The following is a 17,992-nucleotide window of genomic DNA, read 5'->3' as shown; positions in this document are numbered from 1 at the left end:
TCGCCAGACAAAGCGTGAGGCTGCATATGAGCATGATCACCCAAATTAAAGCGCTTTTTATTGACGTGGTTTTATCTATGCTAATCATTCATTTATCTCGTTCAACCCGTTTCGTGGGGCGGTTTTGCCAGCCCTGCATTGATGTTATGCACATTAATGCTTTTTAGCAAACAACAGTGGCAAATTTAGCAAAGCCGTTTATAGTAGAAGCACTTGTTACTTTTGGGTTAGCTTATGAACCTGTGGGAAAGTTATAAAACGAGTATCTTCCTGTGCCACCAGGCACTGAAATGTGATGTTGATTTTGCTATTGTCAGTGCACAAAACCCCGCCGGAACCACCGAACATCCCTACCTTAATTTACGTCGTGACAATGAATTGCAGGCTTATCTGAATCAGCAGCGTTTGCCCTATCGCTCAGTAATAGGTAGCGCTCCGGACTTGAGCTTTCAGGAAAAGAGCTGGATTGTATTGTGCGACAAGAGCTGTGCTGTGCAACTGGCCGTGCGCTTTGAACAAAATGCTATTTATTGGGTGGAGCAGGGCGAGTTATTTTTGGTACCGGTGTTAATGCGGCAAAATGAGGAAAGCCTCGGTCGGTTTAGTGAGCGTTTGGTGTTGTTGCCGGATTAGTTCTGCCGCTGCAGTATATCCAATACCGGTTGCAGCTTATTGCCATGTTGCACTTCCAATTGCCGTTTAGTCATATTTAACTTAATTGTTTGGGCTTCATCCGTAGGTTTTACCAACAGCTGTTCGAAGTCGCTGACACAAATGCAGATAACAGCTGGTGCTGTCATATCGGGTAATTGTGCTACCCGATACAACAGATGAGGACAGGCTTTAATCCGCTTTGGGTTTTGAATGCAGCGCACAGTATCAGCGGCTTTAGCCGGCGTTAGCCAGAACAGCAAAAGCAAAGCTGAGAGTATGCGCATAGCATTTTCCTTAATTTTGATTGGTTGCCCGATACACCACAAAACCATTGGCTTTAGCTTTGACTGTAACCTTTTTAAACGCCTGCTGTAACAGCTCCAGATAAGAAAGGTGGCTGTTAGCAACAATGGTAAGGCTGCCATTGCTACTGAGTCTGGCAGCGCTTTGGCTGATAAAAGCATCAACAATACTGTAGTCGGTTTTTATGCCGGTGTGAAACGGCGGATTACTGACAATACAGTCAAATTGTTTTGGTATCGCCGGCAAGCCATCAGCGGCTATCACAGTACCGCTCAGGTTATTGGCGGCTAATGTCTGCTGAGTTGATACTACTGCTAAACTGCTGATATCAGAACTGAATAGTTCTATATCCGGATGTTTGCGTTTTAGCATAGCGCCCACTACGCCGCAACCGCAGGCAAAATCCAGCACTTTGCCTTGGTTTACTTCCGGTAAATTATCCAGCAACAGTGCAGTGCCAACATCAAGCTTGCCGTGGTTAAATACGCCCGGCAGTGAATGCAGCGTTAAGGTTTCACCGGCAGCGCTAATGTTAAAACTTACTGCCTTAGCTTGTGGCAACTGCTGAAAATCACCATGTAAGGTAAACCATAAACAGTGCTTGGCGTTGTCCAGTTTATTGGCATTTAACCCCAGTTTTTGCGCATGGCTGCTCAGGCTTTTAATGCCGCCTTTATTGTCGCCGGTAACAAACACCGCCGTGGTTGCGCTAAGCACCGGTTTAAGTTGCGCCAGGGTAAAGGCCAGTTGCTCTTTGCTTTTCGGATAAAACAGCACCACGGTGTCAAAGCTGTCGCTGAACACCGGGCTAACGTCGCGGTACAGCGTTACCTTATCCTGGCTCCAGCTGGCGGCTACGGCTGCATCAGTGCTGTAGCAGCTCAGTGTAAGCTGCGGCGCCAAGTGCTGCAGTTCAGTGGCTAAATTATCGGCTAAGGGTTCAACCAGCAGTACTTTGCCGCTGAGATCGTCGATGTTACGTAATACCAGTTGACTGGCTGTTGCTAGCATTTAGCTTTCCTTTTTAAACATCAGATCCCAAACACCATGGCCCAAACGCTGGCCACGTTGTTCGAATTTAGTCAGTGGCCGCTGCTCTGGCCGCTCAACATAGGTACTGTCGGCAGATAAATTGCTGAAACCCTCAGCGGCTGACATTACTTCGAGCATATGTTCAGCATAGTTTTCCCAGTCGGTAGCCATATGAAACACGCCGCCTGGCTTTAACTTACGCCGCAGCAGTTGCACAAATTCGCCCTGCACTATGCGGCGCTTGTGGTGGCGCTTTTTATGCCACGGATCGGGGAAAAACAGCTGCACTGTATCCAGGCTATTGTCGGCAATGCTGTGCTCCAGCACTTCTACCGCGTCATGCTCAAACACTTTTAAGTTTTTAACCTGCTGAGCTACCGCTTCAGATAAGCAGGCGCCCACACCCGGCCGGTGCACTTCAATACCGATAAAATCTTTTTCCGGCGCTTCTTTTGCCATTTGCACCAGCGATTTACCCATACCAAAGCCAATTTCCAGCACCCTGTGGTTATCGCGGCCAAATACCTCTGCTAATTGCAGCGGCTGTGGCTGATAGCTTAAACCGTAATCGGCCCAGTAAGTATCAAGTGCATGTTGCTGGCCTTTGGTCAGCCGGCCTTCGCGCAGCACAAAAGAGCGAATTCTGCGCATATAGGTGGTGTTTTCAGCCTGATCATCTTGCTGTTGGCCGGTACTGTCTGTCATCTGTTGCTCCGCATAATCGTTAACGGCGCGTATTATCCTTGTATTAGCGGCTTTGCTCAACCGCGATTATGGTTGGCAAGCTAAAGAGGGCTGCTTATACTGCGCGCAATTGTTTATACAGGGGCCGTTATGTTGCCGCAACAGGATGCAGTTTGGTTTTCAAATCAGTTGGTTAGCTGGTATCAGCAACACGGGCGCAAAACACTACCCTGGCAGCTGAATAAAAGCCCGTATAAAACCTGGCTCAGTGAAGTGATGCTGCAGCAAACCCAGGTTGCGACTGTTATTCCTTACTTTGAGCGCTTTACCGCACGTTTTGCTGATATTAATGCACTGGCCGCAGCGCCGCTGGATGAAGTGTTGCATTTGTGGACCGGGCTTGGCTATTACGCCAGGGCGCGTAATTTACACAAAACCGCACAAACTATAGCAGCGCAGTACAACGGCGATTTTCCAACTGAATTTGACCAGGTGCTGGCGTTGCCCGGCATAGGCCGTTCGACCGCTGGTGCAGTTTTGTCATTAGCGTTGGGGCAGCACTACCCGATATTAGACGGTAACTGCAAAAGGGTACTGGCACGCTTTGCTGCTGTATCCGGTTGGCCCGGTGAGAAAAAAACTGAGCAACAGTTATGGCAACTGGCAGAGCAGTTAACGCCGAAACACACCGTAGCCGAATTTAACCAGGCGATGATGGACCTTGGCGCAACACTTTGCAGCCGCAGTAAACCGCGCTGCGCAGAGTGCCCGTTGAAACTGAAATGCCGGGCCGCATTGACTGGCGAGCAGGCGTTGTATCCCGGCAAAAAGCCAAAAAAAGCTCTGCCGGAAAAGCAGAGTTTCTGGCTGCTGTTGCAGCATGACAGCCAAGTGTTGCTGGCGCAGCGCCCGGCATCGGGTTTGTGGGGCGGGCTGTTTGGTTTTATCGAGTTTGCCTCAGCAACTGAGCGTGAGCAGTATATAGCGATAAATGCCTTGCAAGCAGAAAGTAGCGAAGAGCTGGCGGGCTTTCGGCATACTTTCAGCCATTTTCACTTATGGATCCAACCGCAATTGCTTAAGCTCAAATGCAAGCCTGATACAGTGCAGGAGCAATCAGCGGCGACTTGGTTTACAATAGATCGCATTCCACAGGTTGGTTTGTCGGCGCCGGCAAAACAACTGTTTCAACAGTTATTAGCTGCAAGCACGGGCAACAAGGATAAACCATTATGAGCCGTAGTATATTTTGCGAATACCTTAAAAAAGAAGCCCCGGGGCTGGATTTTCAGCTGTATCCGGGCGATTTAGGCAAAAAAATTTTTAACAGTATCAGTAAAGAAGCCTTTGCCCTGTGGCAGGCAAAACAGATTATGCTGATTAATGAAAAAAAACTGAACATGATGAACCCCGAACACCGTCAGTTTTTGGAAGCACAAATGGAAGCCTTCCTGTTTAAAGGTGAAGACGTTGAAATTGAGGGTTATAAGCCGGTAGAGAAGTAAACTTAGCGTAGCTCTTTGCTGGCGTCGTGGCGACAGCGGCGCTATAATTCGGATTAGAAAATTTAATCACTGATTTAATCATCTAAGAGATATTATGGCGCGTCGCCTGCCTCCGCTAAATGCCTTAAAAGCCTTTGAAACCGCCGCCCGGCATTTAAGTTTTACCAAGGCGGCAGAAGAAATGTACGTTACCCAAGCCGCTATCAGCCATCAGATTAAAGCGCTGGAAGACCATCTTGGCCTGAAACTGTTTATGCGTAAAAACCGCTCTTTGTTGCTAACCGAAGAGGGGCAGAGCTATTTTCTGGATATTAAAGAAATATTCCTGCAGCTACATGAGTCGACAGAAAAACTGTTGGCCCGCGGTGCCAAGGGCTCACTAACAGTAAGCCTGCAACCAAGCTTTGCTATTCAGTGGCTGGTACCACGGCTTAATCAGTTTAGTGAGCAACACCCGGATATTGATGTACGTATTAAGGCGGTCGACTTAGACGAAGGCTCGTTAACGGATGATGTCGACGTTGCCATTTACTACGGCCGTGGCAGCTGGCGCAATTTGCACGCCGATAAACTGCACACCGAATACCTGCTGCCGGTATGTTCACCACTACTGCTAAACAGTAGTAAACCGCTGCAGGAGCCGACAGATCTGCAATACCATAATTTATTGCACGATGGCTCGCGCCGCGCATGGAAGGCCTGGTTTACCACGCAAAACTTTAAACATTTTAATGTCAATCAGGGGCCCATATTCAGTCACTCTTCTATGGTGTTGCAAGCGGCTATTCATGGCCAGGGCGTAGCGTTGGCGCACAATGTGCTGGCACGACCGGACATTAATTCCGGCCGCTTAATAGTGCCGTTTAACCATGTGTTGATATCCAAAGATGCGTATTATTTGGTCTGCCGTGAAAGCCAGACCGAGCTGGGTAAAATAACCGCCTTTCGCCAATGGATGGTGTCGATGGTAGAGGCTGAGCAGGCTGCGTTTGCCGAGCAGCAGTTTACCAATGCGGTGGCACTTGACTGATATCATTATTAATAACGCCAGTCAGCCTAAAGCCCGCTTGCTGCTGTCACATGGCGCCGGCGCCGGTGCGCAAAGTGAGTTTATGCAGCAATTGGCACAGCAGTTGGCTGCGCATAATATAGAAGTGTGGCGCTTTAACTTTGCTTATATGCAGCGCTTTATTGATAGCGACAAACGCAGCTTGCCGGCGAAAATGCCGCTATTGCAGCAAGAGTTTATGCAACAGCTCGACAAATGCCCGGCTGATTTACCGCTGTTTATCGGCGGTAAATCTATGGGCGGCCGGGTCGCCAGCTTGTTAAGCAGCCACCCTGGTGTAGAAGCGGTATTTGCTTTTGGTTATCCGTTTCACCCGCCGAAAAAGCACAGTTGGCGCACTGAGCATTTTGCTGCTTTAGCCTGCCCGTTGTTTATTGCCCAGGGTGATCGGGATGCTTTTGGCACTAAAACTGAACTGGCAGCCATGCAATGGCCCAAAGTAGCATTGCACTGGCTGACAGATGGCGATCATGATTTTAAACCCAGAGTTAAAAGCGGCCTGACCCAACAACAGTTGATAGCGCAGGCGGCACAGTTTTGTAGCAGGAAAATAGATGAAGTACTTTTGGCAAAGCAGTAACAGCGTAACCGCTTTGTATGGCGCCACCGTAGTGGGCTTAAGCGCGGTTGTGATGCATTTGTGGCAGGGGCAGTTAAGTACTGAGGCTTTGGCCCGGGTGTTGAGCGCTTTGGGCATGCTGGCATTTCATTGTCTGGCGCTGTTGGCGCTGGGCCGGCAACACAGCGAGGCAAAACTGACAAAGCTGGTGGCGATTGTCTGGCATCTGGGGCTGTGGTGTTTTGTCTGGACTATACTGGCGGGGGTATTTGCCTTGCCGTTTTATTATTCACAGTTGGCGCCAATAGGTGGCCAGCTCCTTATAGCTGCCTGGCTGTTGCTTGCAATAAGCGCCTGGCGGCGGAGTTAACATGAAACAACTATTACTGTACTGTCGCGCCGGTTTTGAAAAAGAATGTGCGGCAGAAATTCAGGATAAAGCCGGGCAGTATGATGTGTTCGGTTATTGTAAGCTCAGCGCCAACAGTGCTTTTGTTATTTTTGAAGCCTATGACGCTGATAGTTTGGCGCAGTTTTACCGTGATTATCCGTTTGAGCAGTTTATCTTTATCCGCCAGTGGTGCTTGCTGCAGGCGGAATTGCTTGAACTGCCACCAGCAGATCGTATCGCGCCGGTACTGCAGGCATTACTTGCAGCTGAGCTGAGCGGCTGTGGTGAGCTAAGAGTAGAGTATCCGGAAACTAACGACGGCAAAACCCTGTCGACGTTGGCGCGCAAACTAACAGTACCGCTGCGTCAGGCACTGCGCCAGGCCGGGGTAATGCTGGCAAAAGAGCAAAAGCGCGCACCGGTGCTGCATTTGTTTTTACTAACCGGTCAGCAGGGCTATATTGGCTTGTCCTACCCGGAGAATAACAGCCCGCTGGAAAACGGCATTATGCGGCTGAAATTTCCCAATGAAGCTCCCAGCCGCAGTACCTTAAAGTTGGAAGAAGCTTTTTTGCAGTTTATTCCGAAACAGGAATGGGACAAGCGCCTGGGCGGTGGCTTAAATGCGGTTGATTTAGGCGCGAGCCCGGGCGGCTGGACTTATCAACTGGTCAAACGCAGCATGATGGTTACCGCTATCGACAACGGCCCTATGGCGGAATCGCTGATGGAAACCGGCCAGGTTAAGCATTTAACGGTTGATGGTTTTAAGTTTGAACCACAAAAGAAAAATGTCTATTGGGTGGTTTGCGACATGATTGAACAGCCGCAGCGGGTTGCTGAGCGAATGGGCGATTGGCTGATTAACGGCTGGTGTCAGGAAACAATATTCAATTTAAAACTGCCGATGAAAAAGCGCTATGAAACGGTAACAGAGATATTGGCGCAGCTTGAGCAACGTCTGGTCGATGCCGATATTAAATTCCGCTTACAAGTTAAGCACCTGTACCATGACCGCGAAGAAGTAACGGTACACGTGCAAAACCTGGTACTGAAATTCTGATAGCTACCGATGAGCTCAGTGCCGATTATTCAGCGCTGAGCTCCAGCTTGACCCACACTAAACGATGGTCTGAGCTGGCACCGCGCGAACCCACCAGCGGATACAGCGGGCTGGTTGTTTCCGGCCAAAAAACGCCACTGTCTTTTAACACAAAACCGGCTTTAGACGGCAGCACGTAATCTGCCCGCATACGCCAACCGGCGGTATGAAAGGCGGCTTTTGGGTTATCCGGTGTATTTTCAACAGCTCCTTTGCTTTGTGGCGGCATGGCATTGTTAATGCGCGGATGGTTGTACAGCGCGCTGATTGCTGCGTTGAGTGCATCACCTTCGCCATCGGCAGAGGCATTTTGATCGCCCAGTAATACAAAGCGTGCATCGGCAGCTAAGCCACCCTTATTGCCATTGTCATCATAGATATAGCCGGCGTTTTGCGGCGTTAAGTAATCAACCCATAAACGAATTTCGTCATGGTTGCGAATGCCGTTACGGTTTTCCTCACCGTCAAATACCGGTGGTGTAGGATGGCTGGCCAATACATGTACCGTTTTACCGTTTACATTAAGTGGGATATCCCAATGGCTTTTAGACGATAACGGAAACTCAGCCCAGGCTGCTTTGCTGTACCAGGGGCTGCCATCAGCTTTTTTTGTTGGCATAAAGCCAGGCATGTCCTGCCATTTAAACCGCTGAAAAGTGCGTACTTTGGCGGTGTCTATCGGGTATTTAGACAGCAGAACCATGCCGTATTGGCCCGGATAAAAGCCATAGCCCCAGGCATCGGCGCCGGTGCCGGTTGCCTTGCCGTTGTTATCCAGATCATAAGGGCTGGGTTGGCCGGTATTTACCGTACTGTAATAGAAGTAGGGGTAATCAATTGCAGTAGCAGAGCCTTGTGGCTGCTGCAGATAGTTCTGAATAAACGCCTCAATACCTTTATCCGCGTCGGCAATGTAATCAAATTCGTTTAGCAACAACACATCCGGCCGCACCAGTTGGATAATGTGGGCAATATTGCGAATTTGCGGCTGGCTGCCGGTTTGCAGTAACTTTTCCAGCACGGTGGCATCGCCGGTTTCACCCTGTGGTAAATAATTTTGCGCTTCCATGCTGACGTTGAAAGTGGCAAAGGTGATTTCAGCGACACTCATATTACTTGATGCTCCAAAGCTAAACAGCGAACAGAAAATAAGAGTTAAAGCGCGTTTTTTCATCGAAAGTAGACCGTTAATTCAGGCAGACGCTAAGGATAAAAGGCTTCGCAGGTAAACACCAGTAAATAGCTGAAAATGCGTATGATGTCGTTTTTTAACCAATTTTAGTCAGCATAGTGCGCAACTCAGACCAGCTATGTTACACTTATGTGGCAATCGCCTAAGACAATGAGAGGAACAAAAAGTTCCCGTAAATCTGATGGGCGTAAAAAAAATGTAATATGGTTTAGTTACCATTATCTCCCAAATTGAAAGCAGCATCTGTATTCAAATGGATTTAGATAAATACCTACAACTACCAGGTGAAAAACGATATGAAAATTAAAAATATAGCTTTGGCTGTCACGCTGGCGCTCGGCGTAAGCAATGCAGCGCTTGCCGACACGGCTTCATCAATTCGCGGTAATATTGTCACTCAGGAAGGCCAGACTGCTTCTAATGCCCGTGTTGATATCTTGCATGTGCCTTCTAATACCCGTTCAGTAACAACCTCAAATGAATCCGGTTCATTTGTTAGTAGTGGTTTGCGCGTTGGTGGTCCTTATATCATTACTATAACCAGCGCAGAGGGAACACGGGTTTATGACAATATTTTTCTATCTCTCGGTGAAACTTTCCGTTTAAATGCACAATTGGAACCTGAAGTTGAGCAGGGCGTTGAGAGGATTGCGGTGACAGGCTCAGCAATGAGCTTGCTAAACGCAGGCAAGATGGGTACATCTACTACTTTTAATGCCTCACAGATTAATAGCATGCCGCTTTTTGATCGGGATTTGAAAGATGTTGTAAGACAAGACCCGTTGGTTGTGGTGCTTGGAGATGCTACATCATCAATGTCTGTTGCCGGTGCTAATCCACGTTATAACAGTCTGACAGTTGATGGTGTACGTCAGGATGATGATTTTGGTCTGAATGATAATGGCTACCCAACGCAGCGCTCACCCATCCCGCTGTCTGCACTGGATCAGATTACTGTTAGTACAGCACCATTTAATGTGAAATCAGGTGGCTTTACCGGTGCAGGTATTAATGCTGTAACTAAGTCTGGTACCAATGAGCTGAAAGGGTCATTTTTCTACGAGTATATGGATCAGTCACTTTCCGGTAAATCAGGTGCGCCTGGCCGTGAGAAAGTTGAGTTGCTGGATTTTAACCGTAAGGTTTGGGGCGCAAGCTTAGGTGGCGCGCTGGTTGAAGACAAATTGTTTTTTTTCGTTGCCTATGAAGATTTAGTTGAGCCATACAACACGCTGTGGGGTGCTGCAGGTTCAAGTGCACCAAACTCTGCCAGCGTTACTCAGTCTGATATTGACGAAGTTGCACGAATTGCCCGCGAAGTTTATGGCGTAGAAGCCGGGCAGTGGAATGTTGCAGACGATTTGGAAGATAAGAAACTGCTAGCCAAACTGGACTGGAATATTAATGATGACCACCGTGCATCTTTCACTTATCAAAAAACAGAAAGTAATGCTATAAACACCGGAGCTGGCTCAAGAGCTACCCAAATTGCACTTGACACTAACTTTTACAACAACCAACAGGATTTAGAGGCCTTCGCCGGGCATTTGTACTCTGTGTGGAGTGACAGTTTCAGTACTGAAGTTAAAGTAGCCTGGAAAGAAGTTGAAGTTGGCCAAAACCCGTTACGCGGTAATACTTATGGCCAGGTTCAGGTTGACACACCTTCTGGTCGGGTAATTTTTGGCCCTGATACATTTAGACATGCTAACGAATTAACTAACGATTTATTTCAGCTTCGGTTAGCCGGTGAGTATCTGTTTGAAGACCATACCATTAGCTTTGGTTGGGAACACGAAAAGCTTGATGTATACAACCTGTTTGTGTCAAACAGCAAAGGTACCTGGCAGTTCCATGACACTGTAGTTGATGGTGTAGTAACTGTTAGTGGCCTTGACCGTTTCTTACAGCAAACATCATCGGGCTTTAGCTATCAAAACGCATATACGTTAAACCCGGTTGATGCAGCAGCAGCATTTAAATTCGGTACAGATGCATTTTACCTACAGGACAGTTGGGATTTGTTTGATTATGATTTAACGTTAGATTTTGGTCTGCGTTATGAACGTTATAATTCAGATAGTGAGCCTCGGCTGAATGAAAACTTTGTTGAGCGCTACGATATTGTCAACACCGAGAATATGGACGGCAAGGATCTTTTGATGCCGCGCTTCGGCTTTAATTGGCGTGGTTTGGATAACACGATAATTCGCGGTGGTATTGGTCGCTTTAGTGGTGGCCGTCCTAATGTGTGGCTGGCAAACGGCTTTTCTAACGATGGTATAATTCTGGTGCAGGCACCAGGTTCTGCTACGGCTAATCAGACCGATATTGATTTTACAAACATACCTGATTCCGTGACAGAGTCATTGGTTCCGGGAGATGGTAACGTCAACGCAATTGATCCAAACTTTAAACTGCCATCTGAATGGAAATATAACCTGGCAGTAGATTACCTGCTGCAATCTGATTTCGGTAATTGGGATCTGACAGCTGAATATATCCACTCGAATAAAGATCGTGATGTTATCTGGAAAGATTTGCATCGGGAAAATTATGAGGTTGTAACCGGCCCGGATGGTCGTAACATCTATACCGGCGTGTTAGCTGCTGGTGTGCCTAATCGTAACGACATCCTGTTTGTTAATGGTGCAGGTGGAAGAAGTAATGTTTATGCTTTTGGTGCGGCAACTAAGTTTGATGATTTGAGTATTCGTTTTGGTTATGCACATCAAAATGTTAAAGACTTGTCATCGGGTACTTCTGCTCAAGCGGCTTCAAATTTCTCGCGATATGCAGCAGTAGACCGTAACGCATCAACTGTTGGTACAGCAGGTTATGAAATTAAGCATCGCTTTAATTTCACTTTGACCTATAGCCACGAGTTTTTTGCCGGCTATAACAGTAACTTCACGCTTTATGGCGAGCGTCGTTCAGGTCGCCCTTACAGCTGGACAGTAGGCCCGGGCCGTGCCTTTGGTGACAATGGTAGCAATGGCGGTACTGATGACCGTAATGGATATTTACCTTATATCCCTACTGGTCCGGATGACGCGAATGTGCGTTACAGCGGAGATTTCGGTTGGGATGATTTTGTCGCTGCAGGGCTAGATAAGTACGCAGGTCAAATTATGCCGCGTAATACTGAGTCAGGCCGTTATACAAATACTCTAGACTTTAAGTTTGAGCAGGAAACCCCTGGTTTTATGGATGGGCACAAAGGTTCGTTCTATATAGAAATAAAGAACTTACTTAATATGATTGATAGTAGTGCAGGCCGTGTATACGAAACTGCTTTCCCGGGGTATCAGAGAATCGCCGATGTCGCGTATGATGCCGATGCAAATCAATACGTATATAGTGCTCCTACTGCAAGAACTGAAGTACCACAGACTTTCCGCAATATTGAGTCTGCATGGCGGATGAAGATTGGTGTGAGTTACAAGTTCTGATGCTCTTTTCGGAGTAATTAGTAAATGCCCGCTTTGAGCGGGCATTTTTTTATTTCTAAATAAGCCGTTTTTAGCGATAATCATCGGCTAATTTCTGCCAAAGTGAATGTTTCTGTGGGAAAAAATACTATTATTGCTATTGCCGGTGCTTCGGCATCAGGTAAAAGCCTTTTTGCTTCAACGGTATACCAGGAATTGGTGGCTGAATTAGGCGGCGAGCGTATCGCTATTTTGTCCGAAGATGCCTATTACCGCGATCAGAGTCACTTGTCATTTGAGCAGCGCACTCTAACCAACTACGATCATCCGGCAGCTTTTGAGCACGAACTGCTGGCGGCACATTTGCGGGCACTACGCGCTGGTAAAGCCATTCAGATGCCGCAGTACAGCTATAAAAACCATACCCGTACTGACGAAACCATAACAGTGCAGCCAGCCAAAGTGATTCTGGTCGAAGGTATTTTATTACTTACTGATGAGCAACTGCGTGAGCAGTTTGATATAACCGTATTTATGGATACGCCATTAGATGTCTGTTTGTTGCGGCGTATCAAGCGGGATTTAGAAGACAGAGGTCGCAGTTTAAGCTCGGTAACAGAGCAGTATGAAAACTCGGTACGGCCGGCGTTTTTTGAGTTTATCGCGCCTTCCAAACAGTATGCTGATCTGGTGGTTACCCGTGGTGGAAAAAACCAGATCGCTATTGACATAATAAAAGCAAAAATTCGCCAGTTGCTGGCAGAATAATAATAATCAGGGAATAACGTATGATGGGATTAGTGGGCATTGTTGCCCTGTTGTTGGTAGCGTATTTGGCTTCTGCCAATCGCAGCCGTATTAACTGGCGTACCGTAGGCGGGGCTTTTGCTATTCAACTGGCGATCGGGGCCTTTGTACTCTATGTGCCCTTTGGTCAGGATGTGCTGTACAGCATTTCTACCTTTGTCGCTGATATTATCAGTTATGCCACTTCGGGCATCGAGTTCCTGTTTGGTGATATTGGCCGCAAATCTCAGGGCTTTATTTTTGCCATTCATGTTCTGACGATTATTATTTTCTTCTCGTCGTTAATTGCCGTGCTGTACCACATAGGTGTGATGACCTGGATTATCCGCATTATTGGCGGCGGCTTACAAAAACTGTTGGGTACCAGTCGGCCGGAATCCATGTCGGCGGCAGCCAATATCTTTGTTGGCCAGACTGAAGCACCGTTAATAGTGCGGCCTTTTATCCCTACAATGACCCGCTCAGAGTTATTTGCGGTAATGGTAGGTGGCTTAGCCTCGGTTGCCGGTTCGGTTCTGGCTGGCTATGCCGGTTTGGGCATTGAGCTGAAATATCTTATCGCGGCCAGCTTTATGGCTGCGCCAGGCGGCTTTTTAATGGCAAAGTTAATTTTGCCGGAAACCGAACAGCCGAAAAACGAGCTGAATGAAATAAAAGCAGATACCCAACATACTAACCTTATAGATGCCGCCGCTGCGGGTGCATCCAGTGGTATGCAGTTAGCTTTAAATGTTGGTGCTATGTTGCTTGCCTTTGTTGGCCTGATTGCGCTGGTAAACGGCGCTATTGGTGGTATTGCCGGCTGGTTTGGTATCGAAGGTTTAACACTGCAGGTGATCTTCGGTTATGTATTCCAGCCATTGGCATTTATTTTGGGCGTGTCATGGGATGAAGCCCGAATGGCCGGCAGTTTTATCGGTCAAAAGTTAGTTATTAATGAATTTGTCGCATACCTCGACTTTGTGCAGGTGAAAGAGCAGTTAAGCGCTCATACTCAGGTGATAGTAACAATCGCTCTGTGTGGTTTTGCTAACTTTTCTTCTATTGCTATTTTATTAGGCGGTTTGGGTGGTATGGCACCAAGTCGCCGCGCTGATATTGCCGAGCTGGGTTTAAAAGCCTTGCTGGCGGCAACATTGGCGAACTTAATGAGCGCTGCTATTGCAGGGTTCTTTTTTTCTTTAGGCTAAAAAACAGGTCTTTTATATGACACAGCAAGTTCCAACGTTAGATATAAGACGGTTTGCCACCGACAAAGATAACTTTGTTGCCGAAATTGGCAAGGCCTACACTGAGTTTGGATTCTGCGGCATTAGCGGCCATGGTATTCCGGATGAAGTGGTAGCAAATACTTATACCGCAATTAAGCAGTTTTTTGCTTTACCCAATGAGGTTAAAGCGAAATACCATAAGCCGGGGCAGGGCGGCGCTCGCGGTTATACTGCGGTTGGCGTCGAAAAAGCTAAAGACTCTAATCACCCGGATTTAAAAGAGTTCTGGCATGTTGGTCGTGAGCTGGATGGTCCGGCACCGCATCCGAGTTTATACCCTAATGCATGGCCAACTGAGGTAGAAGGTTTTAAGCAAGCTACTTACGCGCTGTATAGCGAGTTGGAAAAGCTTGGCAATACGGTATTGGAAGCGCTGGCGTTGTTTTTGGGCCAGGAACAAAGTTACTTTGCCGATAAAGTAAATTACGGTAACTCGATTTTACGGCCTATACATTATCCGCCGATTAAAGATACCAGCACACAGTCTATCCGCGCCGGCCAGCATGAAGATATTAACCTTATCACTTTGTTGGTGGGGTCAAATGAAGCTGGGCTTGAAATTTTACGTCGTGATGGCAGTTGGCTGCCGGTAACTACTATTGAAGGCACTATAGTAGTGAACATTGGCGATATGCTGCAGCGTTTGACCAACCATGTATTGCCATCCACCACACATCGGGTGGTTAATCCGGCGGGTGCAGCGGCAGGTGAGCCGCGTTATTCTATTCCGTTCTTTATGCATCCGAACCCGGATTATGTTATTAAGACCCTGGATAGTTGCATCAGTGCCGACAGGCCCAACCGTTACCCTGAGCCGATTAACTCTAACGACTACTTAATGCAGCGTTTAGAAGAGATTGGCTTACTGAAAAAGAGCAAATACTAAGCATCTTGCTTAGTATTTATCCGAACGGTGCAAAACGATAGAAAATGTGCAGTTTCATAGTTGACTGGTTTTATAAAGTCGCTATACTGCACGCCATGTCAACGCGGTAGCGGAAGCATAACGCAGATGTGGTGGAATTGGTAGACACGCAAGCTTCAGGTGTTTGTGCCCACAAGGCGTGAGAGTTCGAGTCTCTCCATCTGCACCAAATCAACCGGCTTATGCCGGTTTTTTTGCATCCAAAATTCACCGTTTTAGTTCGATGCGACGGATAAAGTCCTCCACAATCATGTCGTACAGTTTATTGCCCAGAAACAAATCTTCTACGCCATCATCAATATTCGGATTATCGTTCACTTCTATTACGTAAACCTTTTCACCGTCTTGTTTTATATCTACGCCGTATAAACTATCACCGATAGGGGCGCAGGCACGAATGGCGGCATCTAAGACGTGGGTTGGTACTTCAGTAATGGCGCAGGTACTAAAACCACCACTCTCAGTTTTGGCTTTGCCGTGTTTATAAATTTGCCAATGGTTGCGTGCCATAAAGTACTTACAGGCAAAAATGGCCATACCGTTTAACACACCAATACGCCAGTCGTATTCAGTAAAGGTGTAGCGCTGCGCCAGAATAATAGCGCTTTGTTCAAACAGGGCATCAAGTTGTGAGCGCAGCTCGGTCAGGGTTTTTACTTTCACCACGCCACGGGAAAAGCTGCCATCCGGAATTTTTAACACTAAGGGCAACCCCAGAGTGTCGGCAGCGCGCTCTAAGTTATCTTCATCTTGCTTAAACAGCATAATGCCGTCGGGCATAGGTACTTTATGTTGTTCAAATAAGGTTTGCAGATACACCTTATTGCCACAGCGCAGTATCGAGTTAGGATCGTCAATTACCGCTAAGCCCTCGCGTTCGGCTTTTAAAGCCATATGAAAGGTGTGATGATTTACGCCTGTGGTTTCACGAATAAACAAACCATCGAATTCTGCCAGCCGGTGGATGTCTTTAGCGCTAATTTGTTCGGTATCCATCGCGGCTCTTTTTGCTGCTTTACTAAACAGCTCAAGCGATTTAGGTGTACAGGGCGGGAATTTCTCTTTCGGATCAACCAATACCGCCAAATCATACTTGTACTTGCGATTGATTGGTTCAACCCGCCAGATCTTGTGGCTGTAACGCTCCAGTGTATTGCCGAATAAGCTTTGTTCTTGCTCATTTAATTTATGCACGCTGCCTATCTTCAGCGTTTTCACCTGCCAGGTTGCTTTTTTATGTAATTCTACGCGTAGTATAGGTACGGAAAAGGCATCAAACAGGTAGCCGGCAACTTTTTTCAGGGCCTTATGTTCGGTTTCGCCAAAGTAAATGTTAAAAACCAGCTGTGTGCTGGTTTCATCGACTAAGGCTTTGTTGAGCTGGGTTAAGATGGTACCGGGAATTTCTTCGGCAATATCGGCGATTTCATGGCGGTTAAATTTATTAAAGGCTCGGACAGAGGGCACTACGTGGTGGCCACGCGCCTCTGCCAGCAATGAACAATAGTAGCCGCTGCCTAAATACTGTGCCTGGCGGCATAAGTTTATCACGCGGGTGCGTTGTTTGTTTTTTGCCGACCATTTTAAATAAGCGGGCAAGGTCATTACTCCATCGTATTGATGGAAAGGTGCCCAATCCTGCGCTTTGTCGACTACGATAATAAGCTTGGCCATCGCCACTCCTGTAAGTTTGTTAAAGCATGTCGTGGTGTGACAAAAAAAGACAGCGAAGAAATCTTTACCACAACAGTTAAATTTCTTGTTGGCTTTTCATTTGTTTAGCTGTTGTTATCCTAAACTTAGTTAAAAATCAGCCAAAGGCAATAGTGAGTGAAGTTATGGCGTTAACCGCAGCTGCGGCAGTGTTATCCATCAGAAATGCAAGTTTGCCCGATGCCACGACCTTAGTGGCGTTGGAGCACAAGTGTTTTACCGCTGATCGTATTAGTTTGCGCAGCTTTAAGCGTTTTATCACAGAAAAGCGCAGTGATCTGTTGTTGGTTGAGCGTGATAATAAGATCTTAGGGTACTTTCTGCTTATTTACCGCCGCGGTACCAGTTTGGCGCGCTTATATTCACTTGCGGTAGACCCTGACTATCGTAAACAAGGTATAGCCGAATTTTTTATGCTTGAGGCAGAAAAAACTGCTGCTTCGCGACGTTGTGTATTGCTGCGCCTGGAAGTGCGCTATGACAATACTGCGGCTATCCGCTTATATCAAAAACTGAACTATCAGGAATTTGCCGTAAAGCATGATTTTTATGAAGATCATTCCGATGCTATCTGTATGCAAAAGCAGATTATCCAATTTGATACTGAGTCAGTAAGCCGGCAAGTGCCCTATATAGCGCAAACCACACCTTTTACCTGTGGGCCTGCTTGCCTGTTGATGGCGTTTAATTACTTTGAACCCGGTAAATATGATCCACTGTCGCTGGAGATAGATATCTGGCGCGAAGCAACTACCATCTTTATGACATCGGGTCATGGCGGCTGTGGGCCAAGAGGCTTAGCGTTGGCTGCATATAACAGAGGCTTTGATGTAGCGATTTATTTAAATAAAGAGGGGCCCTTGTTTACCGATACTGTACGCAGTGAAGTAAAAAAAGCAATTTTGCAGCGGGTGCATGATTCCTACCGGCAAAAGGTTGAACAAAGTGCTATACCTATACATCGTAGCGAGCTTGGTATCAGTAAGATAAAACAGTTGTTGCAGGAAGGTGCTCTGCTGTTGGTGTTAATCAGCACCTGGCAATTTGATAAAAGCAAAGCGCCGCATTGGGTAGTGGTATGTGCTGTCGATGAGCACTTTGTCTATATCAACGATCCTGATACTGAAGATATCCCCTGGCTGTCCAGTGCGGAGCGGCAATATATCCCGGTAGAGCACAGTGTATTTATCAAAGCTTTTAGCTACGGTAAAAACCGGCTTAAAACTGCTGTAGTTATCCGGGCGGGTAAAAGTTAGTGTATTTTGTCTGATTTTTTGTCGTTTTGTGCAATTATCCAGCGAACGATCTCAAAAGCACAAGTTTTCTTAAATAACCGCTTGCAGGTATTTCAAAA

17 protein-coding genes and 1 tRNA gene are annotated in these 17,992 nt (G+C 47.0%); 13 read left to right on the top strand and 5 right to left on the bottom strand.

All coding sequences use genetic code 11. From position 1 onward, the window contains the following. Positions 1–234: 234 nt before the first annotated feature. On the top strand, positions 235–633 hold the full coding sequence (locus HRH59_RS16345; protein ID WP_173502350.1) for a DUF3293 domain-containing protein: 399 nt from the start codon (positions 235–237) through the stop codon (positions 631–633). Here HRH59_RS16345 and HRH59_RS16340 read toward each other — a convergent pair. From HRH59_RS16340 to trmB, 3 genes are read right to left on the bottom strand one after another with little or no spacing between them, the layout of a single operon-like run. Continuing rightward, on the bottom strand, positions 630–938 hold the full coding sequence (locus HRH59_RS16340; protein ID WP_173502349.1) for a hypothetical protein: 309 nt from the start codon (positions 936–938) through the stop codon (positions 630–632). The two genes, HRH59_RS16345 and HRH59_RS16340, sit on opposite strands and share 4 nt — an antisense overlap. 10 nt (positions 939–948) lie before the next feature. Then, positions 949–1,968 carry a methyltransferase gene (locus HRH59_RS16335; protein WP_173502348.1) on the bottom strand — a complete coding sequence of 340 codons (1,020 nt, stop codon included), beginning with the start codon at positions 1,966–1,968 and terminating at the stop codon, positions 949–951. Then, positions 1,969–2,694 carry a tRNA (guanosine(46)-N7)-methyltransferase TrmB gene (gene trmB, locus HRH59_RS16330; protein ID WP_173502347.1) on the bottom strand — a complete coding sequence of 242 codons (726 nt, stop codon included), beginning with the start codon at positions 2,692–2,694 and terminating at the stop codon, positions 1,969–1,971. 129 nt (positions 2,695–2,823) lie between these two features. Between trmB and mutY the strand changes: the two genes are divergently transcribed. The 6 genes from mutY (at position 2,824) to rlmM (ending at position 7,260) form a co-directional block, all read left to right on the top strand. After that, positions 2,824–3,909: an A/G-specific adenine glycosylase gene (gene mutY / locus HRH59_RS16325; protein ID WP_173502346.1), complete on the top strand. Its 1,086-nt coding sequence runs from the start codon at positions 2,824–2,826 to the stop codon at positions 3,907–3,909. Next, entirely contained in the window at positions 3,906–4,178 is a 273-nt protein-coding gene (locus HRH59_RS16320) for an oxidative damage protection protein (RefSeq protein WP_173502345.1), read from the top strand. The genes mutY and HRH59_RS16320 overlap by 4 nt, the downstream gene beginning before the upstream one ends. A gap of 94 nt (positions 4,179–4,272) precedes the next feature. Then, positions 4,273–5,208 carry a transcriptional regulator GcvA gene (locus HRH59_RS16315; protein WP_173502344.1) on the top strand — a complete coding sequence of 312 codons (936 nt, stop codon included), beginning with the start codon at positions 4,273–4,275 and terminating at the stop codon, positions 5,206–5,208. Further along, positions 5,201–5,827 (top strand): alpha/beta family hydrolase, encoded by a 627-nt coding sequence (locus HRH59_RS16310; RefSeq protein WP_231702539.1) that lies wholly within the window; start codon positions 5,201–5,203, stop codon positions 5,825–5,827. Before HRH59_RS16315 ends, HRH59_RS16310 begins: the two co-directional genes overlap by 8 nt. Next, entirely contained in the window at positions 5,802–6,176 is a 375-nt protein-coding gene (locus HRH59_RS16305) for a DUF423 domain-containing protein (RefSeq protein WP_173502342.1), read from the top strand. Before HRH59_RS16310 ends, HRH59_RS16305 begins: the two co-directional genes overlap by 26 nt. A gap of 1 nt (position 6,177) precedes the next feature. Beyond that, positions 6,178–7,260 carry a 23S rRNA (cytidine(2498)-2'-O)-methyltransferase RlmM gene (gene rlmM, locus HRH59_RS16300; protein ID WP_173502341.1) on the top strand — a complete coding sequence of 361 codons (1,083 nt, stop codon included), beginning with the start codon at positions 6,178–6,180 and terminating at the stop codon, positions 7,258–7,260. A gap of 25 nt (positions 7,261–7,285) precedes the next feature. Here rlmM and HRH59_RS16295 read toward each other — a convergent pair whose 3' ends face one another. Beyond that, positions 7,286–8,410 (bottom strand): endonuclease/exonuclease/phosphatase family protein, encoded by a 1,125-nt coding sequence (locus HRH59_RS16295; protein WP_173502340.1) that lies wholly within the window; start codon positions 8,408–8,410, stop codon positions 7,286–7,288. A 377-nt stretch (positions 8,411–8,787) separates the two neighbouring features. Between HRH59_RS16295 and HRH59_RS16290 the strand changes: the two genes are divergently transcribed. The 5 genes from HRH59_RS16290 (at position 8,788) to HRH59_RS16270 (ending at position 15,094) form a co-directional block, all read left to right on the top strand. Further along, positions 8,788–11,943 carry a TonB-dependent receptor gene (locus HRH59_RS16290; RefSeq protein ID WP_173502339.1) on the top strand — a complete coding sequence of 1,052 codons (3,156 nt, stop codon included), beginning with the start codon at positions 8,788–8,790 and terminating at the stop codon, positions 11,941–11,943. A gap of 114 nt (positions 11,944–12,057) precedes the next feature. Then, a complete protein-coding gene (gene udk, locus HRH59_RS16285) occupies positions 12,058–12,690 on the top strand; it encodes a uridine kinase (RefSeq protein ID WP_173502338.1) in 633 nt (210 codons plus the stop codon). Positions 12,691–12,710: 20 nt separating this feature from the next. Beyond that, positions 12,711–13,919: a NupC/NupG family nucleoside CNT transporter gene (locus HRH59_RS16280; protein ID WP_173502337.1), complete on the top strand. Its 1,209-nt coding sequence runs from the start codon at positions 12,711–12,713 to the stop codon at positions 13,917–13,919. A gap of 16 nt (positions 13,920–13,935) precedes the next feature. Continuing rightward, positions 13,936–14,886: an isopenicillin N synthase family dioxygenase gene (locus tag HRH59_RS16275; RefSeq protein ID WP_173502336.1), complete on the top strand. Its 951-nt coding sequence runs from the start codon at positions 13,936–13,938 to the stop codon at positions 14,884–14,886. 122 nt (positions 14,887–15,008) lie between these two features. Continuing rightward, a tRNA-Leu gene (locus HRH59_RS16270) sits at positions 15,009–15,094 on the top strand. 38 nt (positions 15,095–15,132) lie between these two features. Here the strand turns inward: HRH59_RS16270 and HRH59_RS16265 are convergent. Next, positions 15,133–16,599 carry a RimK family protein gene (locus tag HRH59_RS16265; RefSeq protein ID WP_173502335.1) on the bottom strand — a complete coding sequence of 489 codons (1,467 nt, stop codon included), beginning with the start codon at positions 16,597–16,599 and terminating at the stop codon, positions 15,133–15,135. 164 nt (positions 16,600–16,763) lie between these two features. On the opposite strand from HRH59_RS16265, the gene HRH59_RS16260 reads away from it, so the two are divergent. After that, positions 16,764–17,894, top strand: a complete 1,131-nt coding sequence (locus HRH59_RS16260; RefSeq protein ID WP_173502334.1) for a peptidase C39 family protein — start codon at positions 16,764–16,766, stop codon at positions 17,892–17,894. Positions 17,895–17,992: the final 98 nt, after the last annotated feature.

The organism is Rheinheimera lutimaris (assembly GCF_013283795.1).
Taxonomy (GTDB): domain Bacteria; phylum Pseudomonadota; class Gammaproteobacteria; order Enterobacterales; family Alteromonadaceae; genus Alishewanella; species Alishewanella lutimaris.
The sequence above is the reverse complement of the archived record's forward strand: the minus strand, read 5'-3'. Positions and strand labels throughout refer to the sequence as shown.

Bases quoted from the DNA above. Each gene is read 5' to 3' on its own strand.
- HRH59_RS16295 (WP_173502340.1), bottom strand. From the start codon at position 8,410: ATGAGTGTCGCTGAAATCACCTTTGCCACTTTCAACGTCAGCATGGAA.
- mutY (WP_173502346.1), top strand. From the start codon at position 2,824: ATGTTGCCGCAACAGGATGCAGTTTGGTTTTCAAATCAGTTGGTTAGC.
- HRH59_RS16340 (WP_173502349.1), bottom strand. From the start codon at position 938: ATGCGCATACTCTCAGCTTTGCTTTTGCTGTTCTGGCTAACGCCGGCT.
- HRH59_RS16275 (WP_173502336.1), top strand. From the start codon at position 13,936: ATGACACAGCAAGTTCCAACGTTAGATATAAGACGGTTTGCCACCGAC.
- HRH59_RS16280 (WP_173502337.1), top strand. From the start codon at position 12,711: ATGATGGGATTAGTGGGCATTGTTGCCCTGTTGTTGGTAGCGTATTTG.
- HRH59_RS16320 (WP_173502345.1), top strand. From the start codon at position 3,906: ATGAGCCGTAGTATATTTTGCGAATACCTTAAAAAAGAAGCCCCGGGG.
- HRH59_RS16290 (WP_173502339.1), top strand. From the start codon at position 8,788: ATGAAAATTAAAAATATAGCTTTGGCTGTCACGCTGGCGCTCGGCGTA.
- HRH59_RS16335 (WP_173502348.1), bottom strand. From the start codon at position 1,968: ATGCTAGCAACAGCCAGTCAACTGGTATTACGTAACATCGACGATCTC.
- HRH59_RS16265 (WP_173502335.1), bottom strand. From the start codon at position 16,599: ATGGCCAAGCTTATTATCGTAGTCGACAAAGCGCAGGATTGGGCACCT.
- HRH59_RS16315 (WP_173502344.1), top strand. From the start codon at position 4,273: ATGGCGCGTCGCCTGCCTCCGCTAAATGCCTTAAAAGCCTTTGAAACC.
- trmB (WP_173502347.1), bottom strand. From the start codon at position 2,694: ATGACAGACAGTACCGGCCAACAGCAAGATGATCAGGCTGAAAACACC.
- rlmM (WP_173502341.1), top strand. From the start codon at position 6,178: ATGAAACAACTATTACTGTACTGTCGCGCCGGTTTTGAAAAAGAATGT.
- HRH59_RS16305 (WP_173502342.1), top strand. From the start codon at position 5,802: ATGAAGTACTTTTGGCAAAGCAGTAACAGCGTAACCGCTTTGTATGGC.
- HRH59_RS16345 (WP_173502350.1), top strand. From the start codon at position 235: ATGAACCTGTGGGAAAGTTATAAAACGAGTATCTTCCTGTGCCACCAG.
- HRH59_RS16260 (WP_173502334.1), top strand. From the start codon at position 16,764: ATGGCGTTAACCGCAGCTGCGGCAGTGTTATCCATCAGAAATGCAAGT.